11 protein-coding genes and 1 pseudogene are annotated in these 20,567 nt (G+C 44.8%); all 12 read right to left on the reverse strand.

All coding sequences use genetic code 11. The annotated features are described in order from the left end of the window. Positions 1 to 403: 403 nt before the first annotated feature. The 12 genes and pseudogenes from BMZ28_RS02910 to tsaE all read right to left on the reverse strand — a co-directional run bounded on the left by BMZ28_RS02910 (position 404) and on the right by tsaE (position 20,563). Positions 404 to 967: a YagU family protein gene (locus BMZ28_RS02910; protein WP_047779775.1), complete on the reverse strand. Its 564-nt coding sequence runs from the start codon at positions 965 to 967 to the stop codon at positions 404 to 406. Positions 968 to 1,440: 473 nt separating this feature from the next. Continuing rightward, a complete protein-coding gene (locus tag BMZ28_RS02915) occupies positions 1,441 to 2,739 on the reverse strand; it encodes an adenylosuccinate synthase (protein ID WP_047779774.1) in 1,299 nt (432 codons plus the stop codon). 245 nt (positions 2,740 to 2,984) lie between these two features. After that, on the reverse strand, positions 2,985 to 9,977 hold the full coding sequence (locus tag BMZ28_RS02920; RefSeq protein ID WP_248296083.1) for an autotransporter outer membrane beta-barrel domain-containing protein: 6,993 nt from the start codon (positions 9,975 to 9,977) through the stop codon (positions 2,985 to 2,987). Positions 9,978 to 10,022: 45 nt separating this feature from the next. Further along, positions 10,023 to 10,280 (reverse strand): annotated as a pseudogene (locus tag BMZ28_RS17655) (ESPR-type extended signal peptide-containing protein); the annotation flags it as partial. A 1,026-nt stretch (positions 10,281 to 11,306) separates the two neighbouring features. After that, complete coding sequence (gene hflC, locus BMZ28_RS02925) at positions 11,307 to 12,311, reverse strand: protease modulator HflC (RefSeq protein WP_047779773.1); 1,005 nt, start codon at positions 12,309 to 12,311, stop codon at positions 11,307 to 11,309. Positions 12,312 to 12,317: 6 nt separating this feature from the next. After that, the gene (hflK, locus tag BMZ28_RS02930; protein WP_047779772.1) at positions 12,318 to 13,607 is read right to left on the reverse strand and encodes an FtsH protease activity modulator HflK; all 1,290 of its coding nucleotides are present in this window, start codon (positions 13,605 to 13,607) and stop codon (positions 12,318 to 12,320) included. Between the two features lie 58 nt (positions 13,608 to 13,665). Further along, positions 13,666 to 14,946 carry a ribosome rescue GTPase HflX gene (hflX, locus tag BMZ28_RS02935; RefSeq protein WP_074820645.1) on the reverse strand — a complete coding sequence of 427 codons (1,281 nt, stop codon included), beginning with the start codon at positions 14,944 to 14,946 and terminating at the stop codon, positions 13,666 to 13,668. Between the two features lie 35 nt (positions 14,947 to 14,981). Continuing rightward, entirely contained in the window at positions 14,982 to 15,278 is a 297-nt protein-coding gene (hfq, locus tag BMZ28_RS02940; protein ID WP_047779771.1) for an RNA chaperone Hfq, read from the reverse strand. Positions 15,279 to 15,421: 143 nt separating this feature from the next. After that, positions 15,422 to 16,348, reverse strand: coding sequence for a tRNA (adenosine(37)-N6)-dimethylallyltransferase MiaA (gene miaA, locus BMZ28_RS02945; RefSeq protein WP_047779770.1), 927 nt, complete (start codon positions 16,346 to 16,348; stop codon positions 15,422 to 15,424). Further along, positions 16,341 to 18,320, reverse strand: coding sequence for a DNA mismatch repair endonuclease MutL (gene mutL, locus BMZ28_RS02950; RefSeq protein ID WP_074820535.1), 1,980 nt, complete (start codon positions 18,318 to 18,320; stop codon positions 16,341 to 16,343). The genes miaA and mutL overlap by 8 nt, the downstream gene beginning before the upstream one ends. A 25-nt stretch (positions 18,321 to 18,345) precedes the next feature. Then, on the reverse strand, positions 18,346 to 20,070 hold the full coding sequence (amiB, locus tag BMZ28_RS02955) for an N-acetylmuramoyl-L-alanine amidase AmiB (protein WP_074820537.1): 1,725 nt from the start codon (positions 20,068 to 20,070) through the stop codon (positions 18,346 to 18,348). Positions 20,071 to 20,074: 4 nt separating this feature from the next. Continuing rightward, entirely contained in the window at positions 20,075 to 20,563 is a 489-nt protein-coding gene (gene tsaE / locus BMZ28_RS02960) for a tRNA (adenosine(37)-N6)-threonylcarbamoyltransferase complex ATPase subunit type 1 TsaE (RefSeq protein ID WP_047779767.1), read from the reverse strand. Between the last annotated feature and the right edge of the window lie 4 nt (positions 20,564 to 20,567).

Below are 20,567 nucleotides of genomic sequence, written 5' to 3' on the forward strand. Positions count from 1 at the left end.
CAGAGCCGCGTTAACTTGACAATAATTACATTTTTGAAAATAAAATCCATTATTAACAATAAATTATAACGTTACGGCCGTTCGAGCTCACGCACCCCACCACATATTCTGCGGTCAGAATAACAAACCTACCCACTGCACGCTCGAAAATTATCCGGATAGCGACCTTTTTAGCGAAATAACTGAATAAAACTGATGTGTTAATTATAAACGATTGGCGCCAAAAGCTAATAATTTTCAGAGCGCTAAAACAGAAAAACGCTCAACAAAATCGAGGAAGGTCAATGACAAACACCAGCGGTCAGAAATAGGAACAACATTGATATTCTGGGAAGCTGAATGGGGATTTAGGGGAAGTGTGCTTTCAGCACAACATTCCCCTCTAACACTTTACAATACCAAATTAACGATAAGGTGCAGTTAATGGCACTTCAGCATCTGGCTCATGCGTTATTCTGTTACGTAAATCCCGGCGAATAATTTCTATCGACCAGAACCAAACGATATGGCCAAAAATTTCAGAAATATATTCATCAAGAGGTAACATTGTTAGCGGAGGTGTTAATCCAAGCAGTGGGAAGCTGATTCCGTGAACAACAACCGTGGCAATAATACCGGCCATAACGCCTTGCCATAATTTAACTTTTGGAAAGCGCTCAGCCACAACACAGTAACCAATAGCAAAAACCACAGAAAATATGACATGAGTCACCATCACTGGGTTAATAATATGTTCTGAGAATGTATATACTGTCGCAGTTGGATCTATACCTAAATAATCACGTAAAAATAGATAAGGGGGATTAAATTCTGCGCGACCATCCAAAATAGTACGTGGTGGTAATGGTACTTCCGCCCCCCATTTTACAAAGCCGGATACAACACCAGAAATAATGCCAATCAAAAACGCCAATCCATATCGACGACGGGATGGTTCCGTTTGAACGAACAATCCTTTAAATATCATTTTATTACCTTAAAGAATAGTTACATTATAAAATGTAATATCCAATGATAAAGATTAAAATTGCAAAATAACTCAATAAAAACTGAGCAACTATTGCACCCCCCATAATACATATTAAAAATTCAGAACTGATAAATCTGTAATTATGGGTAACGTATTAATAAATTATAATCTGGTTAAGTGTCAAATAATAAATCTAGCATCCTAATTAAATCTACATTGCTAATTCAATCTCAATATTAGTCAAAAACGTTAATAAAACAAACTCTGTATACATTGCTAAATATATTGCCAACTTGTTAATAGAGATAAAAATCAAACTCAGATAACGTAATAACCAATAAAGAGGAATAATCCTGAGGAGTAAAAGAAGGGTAAAAAAACAAACATAACACTAAAAAAATACCAGTCAGACTAAACTGACTGGTATTCGATTATCTAACGTCTTTTATAACGATAAATAACAATCGTTATTATGCGTCAAACGGATCGCGTAAAATCATTGTTTCAGAACGATCTGGACCAGTAGAAACGATATCTACAGGAACGTCGGTTAACTCTTCAACACGTTTGATATAGTCGCGCGCTGCCTGAGGTAGCTTACTGAACTCTTTCACGCCAAAAGTACTTTCAGACCAGCCCGGTAAACTCTCATAAATCGGCTCAATACCTTCCCAGGCATCAGCATCCAGTGGTGTAGTCTCAACCACTGTGCCGTCCGGCATACGATAACCAACGCAAATCTTCACTTCTTTCAAGCCATCCAATACATCCAGCTTGGTCAGACAAAAGCCTGACAGCGAGTTCAGCTGTACTGCACGACGCACGGCAATCGCATCTAACCAGCCAGTACGGCGGCGACGACCGGTTGTTGCCCCGAATTCATTGCCTTTCTGACAAAGAAACTCACCAACATCATCAAACAATTCGGTCGGGAACGGACCTGCACCTACACGAGTTGAATAAGCTTTAACAATACCTAAAACATAATCAACATAGCGCGGACCTAAACCCGAACCCGTTGCAACACCACCTGCGGTGGTATTTGAAGACGTCACATAAGGGAAAGAACCGTGGTCGATATCCAGCAGCGTACCTTGTGCGCCTTCGAACATCATTAACTCGCCTTTTTTACGGGCGTTGTCCAACAGCTCAGATACATCCACCACCATAGCGGTCAATATATCAGCAACCGCCATGACATCATCCAGAACGGTTTGATAATCTACCGCGTCAACTTTGTAGTAATTGACTAACTGGAAGTTATGGTACTCCATCACTTCTTTCAGTTTTGTTGCGAAGGTCTCTTTATTAAAGAGATCGCTAACGCGTAAAGCACGACGTGCGACTTTATCTTCATAAGCCGGTCCAATACCACGACCAGTTGTACCAATCGCTTTAGAGCCACGCGCTTTCTCACGGGCTGCATCAAGCGCCACATGATAAGGTAGGATCAGCGGGCAAGCACCTGACAGGAGCAGACGCTCACGCACAGGAATGCCGCGCTCTTCCAAGCCACGCATCTCTTTCATCAAAGCTTCTGGAGATAACACCACACCGTTACCAATTACGCTGGTAACGTTTTCGCGAAGAATACCTGAAGGAATCAAATGAAGAACGGTTTTCTCACCGTTAATGACCAGAGTATGGCCTGCATTGTGTCCGCCCTGATAGCGTACAACATATTTAGCCCGTTCAGTCAGCAGGTCGACGACCTTACCTTTACCTTCGTCACCCCATTGAGTGCCCAGTACGACGACGTTTTTGCCCATCTCACTATTCACCAAGTCAGTTAAAAAAGAATTCTACCATTACATTTTTTTACTTTCAGTACTTTTTAACACAGTTTTCTCAAATCAGACCAGTGCCTCCTTTTTTATTGCTTAAAAAAGTTAGGTTTTCTTGTTTTTGCTCAAGGAATTGTTCAGCCTACTGCTACGATTTATCAATATTTTTGATGTCAATAAATACGGGCATCCTAAGATGCCCGTATTGACTTCATCTTATTGTTCTCAGTTTAGAAGCGATATTTTACCCCTAACACAACTGAGGTATCACTATAGCTATCATCACCTAGCTGATGCCCAACGTTAGCCCAGAGATTCAGTCTGTCATTCAAACGACCTTCAGCCCCTAGCTTCACCTCATACAGATTACGACTACCTGACTGTTGCACCGAAGTACCGTCCATAACGACACTGGTAAGCTCACTGTTGTGTAGCCAGTTCACCTCCGCGTAAGTGGTAAACAGTTTTCGGTTTCGATCTTGGTCGCTAAAGCCATCACGTGAAACTTTCAGTCCAAGGCGGGTTTGGATATTATCATCGCCATTAACCCGTACGCGAATACCATTGGCTTCCGTATGATCGTCCGCTTTCAAACCACTCCAGATTATCTGAGCCTGAGGCGTGATAAATACATCCCCACTAACCCCTTGATAAGCGGGATAACGATAGCCGGTTTCTACCGAGGCGCTAAAGCCATCGATATCATAACGTTCTGTCGATAACTGCTCACCATTCACTTTACCATTCAGCCAGTTGTACTGAGCCCAGCTATCAAGGTATGCCCCATTAAGGGTTTGAGCATCCTGATACCACGTAGCATAAAGACCGGTGCTGTATCCATCGATCTCACCTTTAGACGAATAACCACTGCGTGCATCCGTATGGTTGCTGGCTCTACCATAGCCCAGCATAACGCCCACGCCCAAACGATCGGTCTCTGCTAGTCGAGTAGCAAATATTTCACCACCGCCCTGTACCACATAACGATTGCTGGTAGTCTTCAATTGACCAGAAGCATCATGGAACTGAGTATGTGCCCCAACCTGGCGTAGCCACATACTCGAGTTTTCAGCTCGACCTTCGCGATCCGCCAGTCGCAGATTAAACAATGTACTGGCAATGGCCATATTTGAAATATAGCTACCGGCCTCAGGACGATATACCGGTGTGTTATCTTCTGGCTTAGGTTTATTGCCACCTTCCTCTTCGCCGGGAAGCGGTGAAGTAGGATGTGATACTGATCGCAGATACCAACTGCTCTCTGAGCCACTCGCATCCCCTTTAAACAGGAAATATTCATAAGCACCGGCAACGACCCTATTCATCAGACGAAATGTTCCACCTGAAACGCCGCCAATGCGGATAACTTCAATGCCCTTGGTGGTTTGCTGGCCCTGACCACCGGTATTGTTCACCACCACCCCAGTATGACCAGCAGTATCACCAGTCACCACCAGCTTATCGGTCACGGAGGCATCATCATTTAATCGAGTATTTAAAATTAATGTGCCATCACCTACGTAGTTGCCGTTAACTGTCAGCGTATTACCAATACGGTACCCCGCTAACTGAACAACCCCTTGGTTATTTAATGAACCAACACTCAAATTACTCGCATCAACGTCGTACCCTGCCAAAGCATTTAACGATGTCAAAATCCCCTGATTATCAACGGGCCCGTTAATCGTCCCAGTTCCCGCCAATGCCGCATTGCTCAGCACATTGACCTGTGAACTTGCGGATAATGCACCGGATGAACTGAGGCTATCGCCAATAATTAGGGTGCCAGATTCTACCGTTGTATTTCCGGTATACTGTAAATCATGATTGATAACCAGATTCCCCTGCCCCGACTTAATCAATCCTCCCTGTCCGGTCATAGGATTAATGAATTCCCAGTGGGTATTTGCGGTTAAGTGCGTCACTCCATCATTAACAATTTCAGCAGAGCCTAACGCTGATGCTTTGGCGGCTCTTAATACCGCGTTAGATTCAACATTAAACTGGCCGCTGAAACCATTGCTATCTCCTGATAGCTGTAAGTCCGTATTATTACGTAATATCACCTGTCCGAGACCAGAAAGCGATTTAGTCAGGTCAGATGCCGACACCAGATTAATATCCAGAATATCCGATGCACCATTTAAGGTAATCAGGCCAATACGCCCTAATCCAGCAACATCATTAATCAATAAAGAGGAACTATCGGTTAAGGAGACGTTCCCGCTATAACCATTATTTGCTCCGTTAACCGTCAGCGCGCTGCCCTTTAACGCTAAGCCACCGCCACCGAATAAGGTATCAGCTTCAATCAAACCTCCATCCGTGATACCGAGGGTGCGCTGACTATCACTAATTGTCAGTAGACCACCGTCGGCGATAGTTAACCGTGAACCAATAGCAGCATTCAACGCACCTATAGTTTGGCTATATTCACCGGTATTAACGCTGGCCGCATTTTCAATGCTCAGGATATCGGTCTTACCCAATGCGTTATTGTTCGCCAGCAGCAGAGTTCCCGAACGTACCGTGGTACTTCCGGTATAATCATTCCCCCCATTAGATAACGAAACGGTCTGATTACCGGCCTCAATCGCCAGATCGCCATCACCGGTCAGCTTGGCTCGTAAATCTGCTGCCAATCCTGTTGCCCCAGCGTTAGGTGTAAGTATTAAAGCATCACTGCCTGTACCAAGGAGCGCTAACTCTTTTAGGCCATAACCAATATATAAACCATCGCTGTCTACGCCATTAGAACTGGTTAATAATTGATAATCGTAAGTGCCTTCAGCAACCACCACGCCATTCTGATTAATATCAAACAGTTGCGCGTCACTGATCACGTTGCCGTTTTCATCCTGCAAAACCAACTGTCCGCCGGTACCAATTACGCTACCCGCTGCCGTGACCAGATTAACTAAAGCCATCTCATCATCTTGTTCCATCAGATTGTTATGAGTATTCACTGAGGGAACATGATTAATCACGCTGGTTGGCATCGTTACCTGTACCACTCCAGCCCTGCGAACATCCAAGGTTCCGGAGGTTTCTATACGGTTATCGCTAACCTTATCGCCCGGCGCAATGGTGCCGAAAACCAACTTGCCGCCGTTAAACGTGAACCCACCGATATTCTGAATACCACTACCTACCGTCGTTATATTGCCAAGGTCTGACTGTAGCGTGGCTTGGGTTAGCCCCAAGGTATTAAGTGATGACAGGTCAAAACTGCTGGTACCAAGCCGTAAAATTCCGCTAAAGCCTGAACCCACAGTTCCATCCAGAGAAAATGCGGATGTTGTTGAATCCAATTCGGCAGACAGCATGCCACCACCGGTTAATGTTGGCTTAAAAATGAAATCTCCCGCCAACGAGGGATGAATAGCCAGTTCACTGTCAGTTTCAATATCAACGGTGCCAACATCGTCTCCATTATCAGTCAACACTAACGCTTCGCTAATGGTTACCCGTGACTGATTCTTTAACTTCATCGCCTCAATATTTTTTATTGCGGCGGTTGATGCGACAGTATGCGCCGCACCATCAAAGATCAATTCATCACGACCTGCACCAATCCCCCCATCCAGCAGATCAAATAGTGCCCCGCCTTCTTTGATAATAAAGGTGTTATTCCCACTACCGGCTTCTACATGCTTAACCTGAGCACTGCCTTCCAACATAATGAAGTTATTACCATCGCCCAGTGATACTTTCCCATCCAGGGAACTACCATTACGGAGCAATAATTGATTATCACCGCCGTTCAACGCCACGGCACCACGAATTTCAGCCCCGGTGTCATTGGTGACAATGGTATTCACCGCATCTTGAAACGCCATAACCAATGCCGTATTAGAACTGGCAAAGATTTTTCCTTGATTAGTAAAAGCACTAACCTTGCCAGCATCCACCACTGGCTGATTCAGAGAGTTTGATATCAAATTTCCACTCTGAATCACTTCTTTCGCGGCATTCTTAACCACCAATGCCACGCCACCATCGGCCTGTACCACATTTACGCTGGCACCGGTTTTAACCGTAAAGTTATCTTCGGCATTAACCAGAACCCCCGTTCCACCAGTACCCTTAAGATTAATCACTAAGTTGGCCGAGTCGGATAAATCTAAATCGCCAGTAATATTACCTCCGGCAGCATCATGAAATGCCAATCCGGTTCCACTACCGCTGATATTGATCGTTCCACTGTTGGTTTGGGCTAAAGAAGCCGCTGTTCTGACCGCGATACCATCCGCAACGTTGATAGTGGTGTCTTTTAGCTGAATACCGCTAATCTCTGCTTGGTTTTCAATGCCATAACCGGTAGCTCCAGCCGCATTAACGTTGATAACTGCACCGTCAACGATTAGCCCTTTTGCGCCGCTGGCTAATAGCACGCCGTGGGCAGTACCCCGGCCTTCGATATTTCCTAAACCGTTACCCGTCAGGTTTAGCGATGCTCCGTTACCGACTTTGATTGCCGCTTCCCCGCCTAAAGCAACAATATTCCCCCCCACGTTGCTGACTCTTGAGTCCTGACCCTCAACGTGAATAGCAACACCATCAACGGAAATATTGCCGGAGTTCTCCGCAACAGATCCGGTTTCAACACGAATACCGGTGGTCTTTTCACCGGTAAAATTGATATTGCCGGAATTATGTAACAAGGCAGTATTTCTGCTGATATAGCCAGTCACGTTATTGAGTGAGGAGTTTAAGTCAGCACCTGCAACTAAAATTGTGCCGCTGCCAAAAGCAGAATCACCCGCACTGAGTGCAGAATTTGCCAATAAACCGGCAACCTTATCACCGACCATCGCGCCAGACAGATCATACTTCTGACCATCGGCAACCCCGGCAATAGCGCCAACGCCAGTAAGATTGATAATAGTACCTGGCTCAATTTTACCCTGAGCCCCACCGGCAACCAGAATGCCAGTAGCCCCCAAACCTGATAGGTTTAGCGTCATTTTACCGGAGTTGAAGGCTGAAACATCAATACCTGAGCTGGTGTTGGTAAAACCAGATACGTGTACTGCAGTAGAATTTTTGCCTGAAGCAGTAAGTATCGAGTGAGCTTCAATATCTCGGATAAAGTCAGCGCCATCCTCCATACGGAACAGGGTTGAATTCTCGGTAGAGACATTCATTGCGCCTGTACCGTTATTATTCAGGCTGGCATCAGCACCATAAATCAGGAAGCCAATATGACCTTTACCGGAGCTAAATCTAATTTGCCCATTCCCCTCAATGGCAATGCTGCCACCAGAACGCGCATGGGCAGCAATACCACCATTACCCGATAAATTTATGGTGCCACTTAACGTTACCTTGCTACCCGCATCCTGAGACCAAATACCGTAATTACGTAATCCGGATGGGCTCATTTCCCCGGAAACATAAATCATACCGCTGGACGAAGCTAGCCCCCCGCTCATAGTCTGAATACCCACGCCATTAATGCCCAGCACACGTATAATACCTTCATTATTGACGACAGAATTAGCATCCGAACTGAGACTCAATATTCCATAATTAACGTCTGGTGACTGACTGTAATGACCATTAATATCAATAGTGCCTTCGTTAACGACATTCATGTATCCAGCATGACCAGCAAATATCGCCACTCCGTTTTGCACCAGATCGCCAATAATCAGCGAACCTTCATTTCTAACCGTAGCGCCGGCGCCAGCAGAGATTAATCGACCACCATTGGGCTGTTCAACATCAGCGCCACCACGGTTGATGGGTGCTGATGTTAAATCGGCACTTTGTCCACGGCCGAGATACATCACACCTCGAAGCTCATTAGTAAAAGCACTGCCGACACCATTGACCACCACGCCAATTGGAATACCGGCGTTAATTTGGGTCGTCGTACCTACGTTATATGCGCCATTATTCGTCGCTGATGCCCCGGCATAAACAAAGAGCCCATGGGAATTACCACCGCCTAATTTGTTATAGTTCCAGCCAGTTATATTGACTATCCCCGTATTTTCATAGGTTGAGCCTAAACCGGTTACCATATCGGTTCCCACTTCGGCCGCACTCCCCCCACTCGGCCGCCCCGCATAACGAACACCGTTATTTATCCCCGAACTGCCGCTCTCTATCCACATTCCAGCAGTGCTTTGATTGCCGTAAGTGGTCAATATCCCCTGATTAACAACAGTACCGCCATTCGTGGCATATAAACCATAACCTGCCAATGAAGTAATCGCGCCGGTAGCACCAATTGTTGCAGTAGATCCACTACCATCAGCCTGCATGGCCGCGCGAGTACCGGGAAGAATATATAGTGGATCGTCCGGTGATGATGTTTCCGGAGTACGATTAATGGTGTAAGTGCGATTGGTAAAGCTATAAGCCGCTTCATAAGCGTTATTATAGTTCTCTTGAGCAACTGGTCCCTCACCCAACTTACCGTCACGTAATTGCTGTATCAGCCAATTATTATAATCTTTTAGTTCGCTAATATTATTGACATGCTTTGTTTGTATTCCGTCGCTAGTTTTCACTGTGAAAGTGCCAGCATAATTAGCGGAGGTAATGGTTTGGGTATTTATGGTTCCCCCACCAGCTGCGATACCTGAATTATTTGGTGCCGCCGTAACGGTATTGACTGAATTCCAGTTAGCCTCACCGTTAGTGACTTTAATATATACGGTATCTTTAACTGAAGAATCGCCAATATCACCACTGACATCAAAATTAAATTGTCCCCCGGTGACATTAGCGATTTGCGATTGAATAAACGGCGTAGTCCCTTCAGCTGATGGTTTATAAAACGCAATCTGCCAATTTCCATTAGTATAAGTTTGCTCAATATTATCGCTATTATAAGTATTGATTGTTGTCATTCCGCCGGTAACTGAATCGACAATCACAATAATATTATTTTTGGCTCCATTTGCCAGGCTAAATAACTCACTAGGATCATCACCTTTAATCAAGTTATCGCGGTAGCCTTTCACTAAAGACATATAGTAAACCGACGATCCTACCGAGCTACTAAATACTGTGGAGCCTGACATATTAGTGATGCCATCACTCACTAAAACACTACCCATCCCATAATTAAAATCATCAGGTTTAATCATTGATTCGATAGTAATATCTACTGCATTTACAGCCAGACTACCCAGAGTAAACATACCGATAGCAGCACCCGTAAGCACTGCTCGTCCATACAAACCTACTTTTTCTGCTAATGAGTCCATTTTAACCGTACTTTTTGTTTTCCCCCGACATAATTCGGAAGCAACAACCCATTGGCATAAATGGCTATTCCATATAACTCGATATATTTTATTCATTTCCATTACTCTACGCACAACAATAAATAATGATGAAATTAATAAACTCCACCACACATGGATACAAATTAGAGTGATATCCATATTAAAAAGTAGTTGCCGCACAGACCCTTCATCAAATTGATATTCTCGATAGAAATCCATTATTTGATAGATAAAAAAGTAAATTTTCTTACTTCCTCTAAAAAAACAAAAATAAAAAAACATAACCACATGAATTTAATGAACAATATAATTTTAACAACAACGGAAAATAGTTTATAAAAAGATAATAAAATTAAAGTTTAATTAAAAACAAGTTTTTGTTTATATAAAATAAATTTAATAAAAATATAAAATAAAAATATAAATAAAATATTAAATTAAAAAGGAATTATATTAATGAAATCCACCTTATAGAATAAGGAGTTAAAATAAAAAATAATAATTTACTTATGTAATATAAATTAATTAAATCATCAAGAAAAATAGATAATACCAGTTACAGCACCTATACATATCCACGATACAGAATGGATATAACCGTTTCATTTAAGGTTTAGATAAAAACAACAACTTGTATACACCACAAGCACTTAGCCTGCTAAGTAATAGACAGTTTGGGCAAATAACAGCTCAATAATATTGATAAATCAGCTCAATATAAACAATGTATTAACAATATAGCATTCAAGATCTCTGTTATTTTAGAAAAACCGCTGAAAATCGACACCAAAAGAGAAATATTTAGTTACAAATGCTTTTCAATAAAAGGCTATCAAATGAAAAACCATAGGGAAATACAATATAAAACCCACTAGTAAATTATAAAGTGTGTTAAATATAATAGGCTTAAATTATACAGTTGTATCAATCCTATTATTAAAATAACATTCCTCCTTAAATTAATATAATTTATTAAAAATATAATCCATTTAAAGTTAGCCGAAGACGATAAATAATCAATCTAAATAGCATATTAATAGATAGTAATGATATCCATTCAGCTTCCATAAAAAGTAAATACCCTATTCCCTCCCATGAAACACTAAAGCAGTACCATTTATCGCTCTTCTCCTATTCCTTTTCCGACAATAAGTCTTATTGATAATATATCTATAAGAGCAATAAATGATTCGCTAATATCACCCCAAAAGAATGTTATCTAATAAAAAAACGGCCTCCTATTAAGGAGACCGTTTTATAAAATAGACCAGATTAACTCATCCTGACCTATTACATTCGTTTGAGAACTTACTGCTTCAGCCCAACAGATGGCGACTTCATATAACGGAAGAATTCACTATCCGGACGAAGTACCATCACATCGTTGCCGCCACTAAAGCTGGTTTCATATGCCCGTAAACTACGAATGAAGGCATAAAAATCAGGATTCTGGCTGAATGCATCGGCAAACAGCTTAGCCGCTGTCGCATCACCGGTACCTCGGGTCATACGCGCTTCACGCTCTGCTTCTGCGATAGTCTTAGTAACACGATAGTCAGCCAAGGCACGAATTTTTTCAGCTTCTTCCTGACCCTGTGAACGATGACGACGAGCTACCGCTTCACGTTCTGCACGCATACGCTGATAAATCGCATCAGAAACCTCAGTTGGCAGGTTAATCTGCTTAATCCGCACGTCGATAACTTGAATGCCCAGCTCAGCCATGCTGTTAGCGTTAACTAAAGGCAGTTTGTTATCAACCGGCAACGTATCTGCCGCTGGAGCTGTATCAGTATTCGCTGCTTCAACCGCTGGAGTTTCAGATGGCTTATCCTGATAACCATTGTTCAATGCATTACGAACGTCCTGCATTAACTGACCACGGGAGTCAGTCACTAAATCTTTAATATCACGCTGACCAATCTCAGAACGCAGGCGGTCACTCAGTTTACTATTTAAAATACGTTCCGCATTGGCACGATTACCATCACCCGTTGCCAGGTAATAACGACTAAAGTCAGTAATCTTCCACTTCACGTAAGAGTCAACAATCAGGTCTTTAGTCTCTTTGGTAACAAAGCGGTCAGCCTGATTATTCATAGTTTGAATACGTGCATCCAACAGTTTTACCGAATCAATTAATGGCATTTTGAAATGCAGACCCGGTTCATAAACTTTCGGATTATCTTGTGAATCACGTAACACTTTACCGAAACGTAATACAATCCCGCGGCTTCCTTCTTCCACAACAAACAGGGAAGTAAAAATACCTACGACGACAATAACAATAATAGGAATAAGTAATTTACGCATCAGTGATTATCCTCTTCCTAAGCCGATAGAACTAAGGCGGTCATTGTAAGCATCAGTACGCTCTTTCGTAACTTTATTACTGCTTTGTGATGCCGTTGAGCGTCTTGTGGTATCAGGCTTACTATTCGTCACCATAGGAGACGGAGATGAAGACTGAGACGTCGCTGTCGGGATTTCAGTACTAGCCTGAGGTGCCGCAGCAGGTAATACGGTTGATGACTTACCACGCATCAATTGATCCAGTGGCAGAACCATCAGGTTATTACTCTTATCGTCCACCAGAACTTTATTGGTTTTACCCAATACTTTTTCCATGGTTTCAATATAAAGACGTTCACGGGTAATATCCGGTGCCGCTTTATATTCAGGTAATAACTTGGCAAAACGTGAAACCTCACCCTCTGCTTCTAACACAGTACGGGCTTCATACGCTTTAGCATCTTCAATCAGACGTTGAGCTTTACCATTAGCAATCGGCTGAGCAGCGTTCGCATAAGCTTCCGCTTCACGGATATAGCGCTGCTCATCTTCCCGCGCGTTAATCACGTCATCAAATGCCGCCTTAACTTCTTCAGGCGGTCGAGCTGCCTGGAAGTTAACGTCTAATACTTTCAGTCCCATATCATAAATCTGAATGGTTTTTTCAAGCTCTTGCTTGGTATCGTCACGAACGATAGTACGACCCTGAGTCAAAATACGATCCATGGTGTACTTACCAATCACCGAGCGCAAAGCGCTATCCGTAGCCTGACTTAAGCTGTCATCCGCGTTAGTTACGCGATACAGATATTTAATCGGATCGGAAACCTGATACTGCACGTTCATTTCAGCACGTACCACGTTTTCATCGGACGTTAGCATAATGCCTGATGCAGCCAGACCGCGTACCGCTTTGGTATTAACCGGTCTAACCGAATCAATAAAGGTTGGTTTCCAGTTCAAACCAGGCCCAACCATCTGAGGTTGAACCTGCCCAAAGCGTGTAATAACGCCCAGTTCACCTTCTTTAATAGTATAGAAACCACTGGCAGCCCAAATCACCACCAGTGCAACAGCAATGATACCAAACACGCGGCCACCCATCGCTGGGGCACCACTACTATTACCACCGTTGCCACCGCTACCAGCTTTACCCAATAGTCCGGTTAATTTACTAAAGATATTATCCAGATTCAGCGACTGCTGGCCGCGACCTTTATTAGGTCCACCGCTGTTATTACCCCCGGGGTTGTTATTGTTGCCACTCCCCCACGGATCGCGGTCTTGGCCATTATTACCGGGCTGATTCCACGCCATGTTTTAGCTCCACTCATATTTACGATCGTTTTATCGGGCACAATCTAACAGGTCTTATTTAAACGATGAAGTTTTCCAAAGCCTGCTCTTGTTTACAGAGGCGACGCCAATCAACGATTGGCATCCTAATTACCAAACCGATGCTTCCATCCTCTTCAATCCACTCTCTGGTAATGGCCTGAAGCTGATAAAATCGACTGCGCAACCGCCCTTCAGCTACGGGTAACTTCAGTTCATATTGTGCAATTTCACCGGAAAGACGTTCCGTTAACGCACGGAACAACAAATCAACACCATCCCCAGACTCAGCCGATAGCCAAACCCTGAACGGTAAATTATTTTCATCGCGATCGATACGCGGAGCAAAATCCTCCAGCATATCAATCTTATTCATGACTAACAGAACAGGTATTTCATCGGCTTCAATTTCAGCTAAAACATCGTTAACCGCTGCAATATTTTCATCAATTCGACCATCAGCCGCGTCAACAATGTGCAATAGTAAAGATGCCTGCCGAGTTTCCTGTAATGTTGCTTTAAACGCTGCCACTAAATCATGAGGCAAATGGCGAATAAAGCCCACGGTATCTGCCAACACGGTTACGCCAACATCTTCTACATCAATACGGCGCAGCGTTGGATCAAGCGTAGCAAATAGCTGATCTGCAGCATAAACACCGGCGGTAGTGATGCAATTGAATAGGGTTGATTTCCCTGCGTTGGTATACCCTACCAGCGAAACAGTAGGAATATCGGCCCGCATACGGGCGCGTCTTCCTTGTTCACGCTGCTTTTCAACTTTTTCCAGCCGCCCCAGAATCTGACGAATTCGATCCCGTAGCAGGCGTCGGTCAGTTTCCAGCTGAGTTTCACCAGGGCCACGCAAACCTATCCCGCCTTTTTGACGCTCAAGGTGAGTCCATCCCCGCACTAAACGGGTAGCCAGATGGCGAAGCTGAGCCAGCTCAACCTGTAATTTACCTTCATGAGTTCTTGCTCGTTGAGCAAAAATATCGAGGATTAACCCGGTTCTATCGATCACTCGACACTCACAAAGTCGCTCAAGATTACGCTCTTGAGCAGGAGAGAGTGAATGGTTAAACAACACCACCGTCGCACCCGTGGCGTGTACGGCATCAGCAATTTCCTGAGCCTTACCTTCACCAACAAAGTACTTGGCATGTGGTGCCTTACGACTGCCGGTTACAACCAGCAGCGTTTCCACTCCCGCAGAAGAAACCAGAGACTCAAACTCTCTGAGATCTTCTGTATCTTTTTCTTGAGAGAAGTAAACATGCACCAGTACCGCCTGCTCTCCGGCATCATATCGGTCAAACAAGTGCATGGCTCCTCAAAAGCAAATAACGCAATAATCTATTCAGATACATCATCTTCCTGTTGTGACTGCGTACCGCCCTGATAATTACCAACGTTACCAGCACCAGCAGGCGCATTGCTGTGATGAGATACAGGACGAGAAGGTACTACGGTAGAGATCGCGTGTTTATACACCATTTGACTCACCGTATTTTTCAACAGAATAACGAACTGGTCAAAAGACTCAATTTGGCCTTGTAACTTAATACCGTTCACCAGATAAATAGAAACCGGTACTCTTTCACGCCGCAGTGCGTTTAAAAACGGGTCTTGTAAAGATTGCCCCTTAGCCATTTTTCTTTTCCTTATATATTGTTGTCTGTTACCAAGAGCCAGTGGCCCTAAAAGAAACTGCGCAAAATCGATATATTACGTACCCAACAAAGCCATTAAGTACATTAAAGTATAGAACGTATTAATTGTACACAATCATAAGTCTATACACTAATGGCATCTGTAACTCTTTCCAGCCCTTGCTGCAGTTGTTCGCTATCCAACCAATTTACTTCTGACCAACTACGTAACCAAGTCATTTGACGCTTAGAAAGCTGACGAGTTGCGCAAATTCCCCGATAAACCATTTCACTATGGTCTATCTCTCCCTGCAGGTACATCCACATTTGCCGATAACCCACGCAACGAATTGACGGCAAATCCGTATGTAAATCACCACGAGCCATCAAAGCCTTAACTTCATCTTCAAAACCCGCAGCTATCATTTGATGAAAACGCGCTTCAATCCGTTGATGTAGCAACTCACGAGAAGAAGGCGCTATCGCAAACTGATGTACACGATATGGTAACGCTTCACCAGCTATTTGTGTTAGTTCTGTTAAAGTTTTACCTGAAATGTAAAAAACTTCCAGTGCTCTGCTCAATCGTTGTGGATCATTTTGATGAATTCTGGCCGCCGCAACGGGATCTATCTGCAATAATTGTTGATGCAACGCTCCCCACCCTAATCGGGCAGCGTCTTGCTCAATGCGCTCACGCACCGCAGGATCGGCAGAAGGTAGCGGAGACAAGCCTTCTAATAACGCCTTAAAGTAAAGCATGGTTCCACCAACTAAAAGAGGAATACGCCCGGCAGCAACAATGTCAGCCATCTCTTTTAAAGCATCATGACGAAATTCAGCGGCAGAGTACGCCTCCAACGGATCGCGTATATCAATTAACCGATGCGGCGTTGCCAATAATTCTTCCGCCGTCGGTTTAGCCGTACCAATATCCATACCTCGATATATCAAGGCGGAGTCAACACTCACCACCTCAACGGGTAAATGTTGGTACAGCTCTGCTGCCAATGCCGTTTTGCCGGACGCCGTTGGCCCCATTAAAAAAATCGCGGTCGGTAATTTATTCATGTGTTAATGCGGCCTGTGCCGGCTGTAAATCAATAAGTTGCAACATATCTGACGGTGGATTCATAATCAAGTTAGGGCACAACCGTTCAAGGTCTGCCAACAACTGAATGGCCTGAGCCTGAGTCCACTGAGTATTCTCGCTAGCCAACCGTCCGGCCAGCCAACCCGCAATCATCGCGCTATCCATCACGTCATTCTCACCCAAATATCTCAGCAGAGCCGGTAGCAACTGCTGCAGATTTTGCTGACGTAACGGTAAGGGCACGCCGTGAACTTGAATTCGGTTGCGATCGACGGAAATATTAATGCCAAAATGACTCAACAAATCTTTATGGTTAGCCATTCCCTTTTTCTCTTTCTCCCCCAGCGTTAACACCAGCGGAATAAGTAAAGGTTGAGGCTTAAGAGGTTCTGCAACCGGTAACAGCTGAACCTGACGCAAGTAGTGCTCCGCTATCGGTAAAGCCAGCAGCATTAGCGAAGATCCCCGTTCCATAATGGCGTAGCTTGCCTGCCAGATAGACAATACCCGCCCCAAACTCTGCGCCGCTGACTTATCCAGTAATGAGGCTGGGGCCGGTGAAACAGAGGCTGGGCGATGGGGAAAAATAGCCGCTTTAACCGGCGCATCTCCCTCTGACGGCGATACTGTCTTTTCTGGAAAAAGCGTCGGTTTGCTGGATGTTACATGCGCTGACGAAGACGCCTCTTCGGTTGGTATATCCGTTTCCAGCAAGCGGCGATATACATCGTTCTCTCGGGCAATCAAGGTAGGAGAACGTGATGCAGGAGGTGCATACGCTTCGGCACCACGACTTCCCATGCCCGGTTTTTTATCGGTTACGTTATGAGTTTCACTGCGGGCTGGCTGGTTATAACGGTTTTCACCTGCTGCCGGGCGATTTTCAGGACGCCAGCTCGACTCTATTGCCGTATCTGAGGATGTTTTTTCATCCAGCGGCAACGCAGGGGCACCAGCCTGCTGTAATACTGTCACCACCGCCTGATAAATAAAATCGTGAACCAGTCGAGATTGATGAAACCTGACCTCATGTTTGGCCGGATGCACATTAACATCCACCTGATGAGGGTCTACTTCCAGATACAGTACATAGGCTGGCGTCTGATCTTCCGCCAACTGAGTCTGATAAGCCTGACGAATGGCATGATTAAGCAGGCGGTCGCGCATCATACGTCCATTCACATAGCAATACTGCATATCGGTCAACGTGCGTGCTCCAACCGGATCGGCAACCCAACCTTCAATTTTAAGATCGCCGTGCTGCCAAGAAATGGATAACGCATGCTGTAAAAATGCGGTGCCGCAGATACTACCCAACCGGCGTTCACGCGGTTCATTTTCTTTAATCGCTCGATATTGGCGCACCAATTTACCGTTATGTTGCAAATTAATGCTGACATCAAAGCGAGCAAGAGCAATACGGCGGATAATTTCGTCAATATGGGCGAATTCGGTTTTCTCAGTGCGTAAAAATTTACGGCGAGCCGGAGTATTGTAAAACAGATCCAGCACTTCCAGCGTAGTACCCACTGGATGAGCGGCAGGTTTAATGCTAACGTCCATATCCCGGCCTTCAGCATACGCCTGCCAGGCTTCATTTTGCTGCGCCGTGCGCGAAGTTAACGTCAGACGAGAGACCGAGCTAATACTGGCTAACGCCTCACCACGGAAACCAAGGCTAATAATCGCCTCTAGATCGTCAAGCGTTGCTATTTTGCTGGTAGCATGACGGGCTAATGCCAGAGAAAGTTCATCTTTATTGATACCGCAGCCATTGTCGCGAATACGGATTAACTTGGCTCCGCCTTTTTCGATATCAATATCAATACGAGTTGCGCCTGCATCCAGACTATTCTCCACCAGCTCCTTTACCACGGATGCGGGCCGTTCGACCACTTCTCCGGCGGCAATTTGGTTGGCTAGCTGTGGTGGCAATACCTGAATCGGCATGAAAACTCCTGGTATAATCCCATACCTATGAACGGGAAATCGTCAAAACCTGTCCTAAACGAACTTCATCTGACGACATATTATTCTGCTGTTTCAGTTCAGCGATACTCATTCCGTACTTACGGCTGATATTCGATAGCGTATCACCCCGAACAACTTTATGTTTTACCTTAGCTAAAGCTGCATTTTTACCGGAGTTGGCTCTCTTATTACTCACAGAGGCAGTGACTTGATTAGTTATGGGGGCTGTTGCTGGTACTTTCAAGCGTTGCCCGGCCCAAACTCCCTCTTTTTTCAGCGAATTTAAGTCACCCAATGCTTTGGTCGTTGAACCATAGCTTACCGCGATATGCGATAAAGTCTCACCGCGTTTCACCACATGAATCTGCGTTTTCCCCTGAGAGGTCGAAGCAACGGCTGATGTTGCCTGAGTTTTTTGTTGCTGGGGAGTAGAAATCGCGCTGGTTTTCTTTGCTGGTGTAACTGAATCTAACGGGTGAGCCATAAAGTAGCTACGAATGCCCTTGTAGATAGCCTGAGCCAGTTTATTCTGGAAATCGGCACTACCCAGTAAACGTTCTTCCCCGGTATTCGAGATAAAGCCAGTCTCTACCAGCAATGACGGAATATCCGGTGAACGTAATACACCCAAACTCGCATGCTCAGGATTGCGTTTATGCAAAGAACCAATACGCCTCATTTCCGACAATACTTTCACCGCCACGTCATATCCCACACGCTGCGAGTGGCCAAACTGCAAATCCAATACTGCCTGACTTAAGTAAGGATTAGCTTCACTATTGGCTAACACGTCACCCGCGCCACCAAGCAGTTCTGATTGCTTTTCATGCTGCTCCAGCCAGCGCCCCATTTCCGTATTGGCACGGCGGTTCGACAATACCCAAACTGAAGCCCCTGTGGCGCTACGGTTAGGTGCGGCATCGGCATGAATAGACACTAACAGATGAGCATTTTTATTACGCGCCACATCTGAACGCCCCATGACAGAAATAAAATAATCGCCATCGCGGGTCAGTACCGCTTTAAAATCCGGATCGTTATCAAATAGCGCTTTTAGTTTACGCGCCACTGCCAGAGTCACCGTTTTCTCCTGCAACCCGTTTAACCCAACAGCACCAGAGTCTTTACCGCCATGACCGGCATCAATCGCGATAACCACCCGCTCACTGCGGCTGTTTTTACTGCGTACTGGGCGTTGCTCCGTTTTCACCACCACATCATCCTGCGACACCGCCTCGCGGCCGGAGAATGGGTTATTACCTGAAGCTGAAGAGGTTTTAGGCTGCTGATTGCGCGCAGGCGTTACTTTATTAGTATTCGTTTTGGTATTGGCAGCTTGCTCTGACTTAATCGTAAACACCACCCGATGCTGGTTTCCCTGTTTACCAGAACTGGCTTTCACCGTCGCACTCTGTTTCAGTTCAAAAATCAGTTGAATACTGTTGGCATCACGCGGAGCGCCAGAAGTAATTCGGTTAACGATATTCTGCCCGCTAAATTTAAGCGGTAGCCCTTGAACCGCCCGCCCACTTTGCCGAACATCAATAACGACCCGAGCCGGGTTTTTCTGACTCGAATAGGCATAGACTGGCTGGCTGTCAAATGCCAGCGTAACCTTAGCTTCCGTTGCACTATTATTTACCTGAATATCAATCAGTGATGCTGCTCCGGCGTTACCCACCATCGCTAGCCACACCAGAGATAATAACCAAATTCCGATTTTTTTCATGGTCCTACTTTCCCTGTAGCCAAGTATGAGGAGCGTTATTCAAACGAGTGAGCATCAGTTCTCCCTGAACCGTACCGGCAGATAACTCCACGCGCCGCCCATCACCGTCATAACTAAACTGCAATTCCAGATCCGCAGCAGGGAACATACCTTCGCCACGCTGTGGCCACTCCACCAGACACAGGCTATCCGGCTGAAAATAGTCACGGATTCCCATAAACTCAAGCTCTTCCGGATCCGCTAAGCGATAAAGGTCAAAATGATAGACGGTAAATTTTTCCAATGCATAGGGCTCAACCAACGTATAAGTTGGACTTTTAACGTTTCCGGTATGGCCTAAAGCACGTAAAAAACCGCGGCTGAACGTTGTTTTTCCTGCGCCAAGATCGCCCAAAAGATAAAGCACACAAGCTTTATCACAGGTTGTCGCTAACGCTGATCCAAATGCGACAGTAGCCGCTTCATCAGCTAATGTTAAAACCAATTGTTTCATGTCT

Source organism: Pragia fontium DSM 5563 = ATCC 49100, assembly GCF_900112475.1.
Lineage (GTDB): Bacteria > Pseudomonadota > Gammaproteobacteria > Enterobacterales > Enterobacteriaceae > Pragia > Pragia fontium.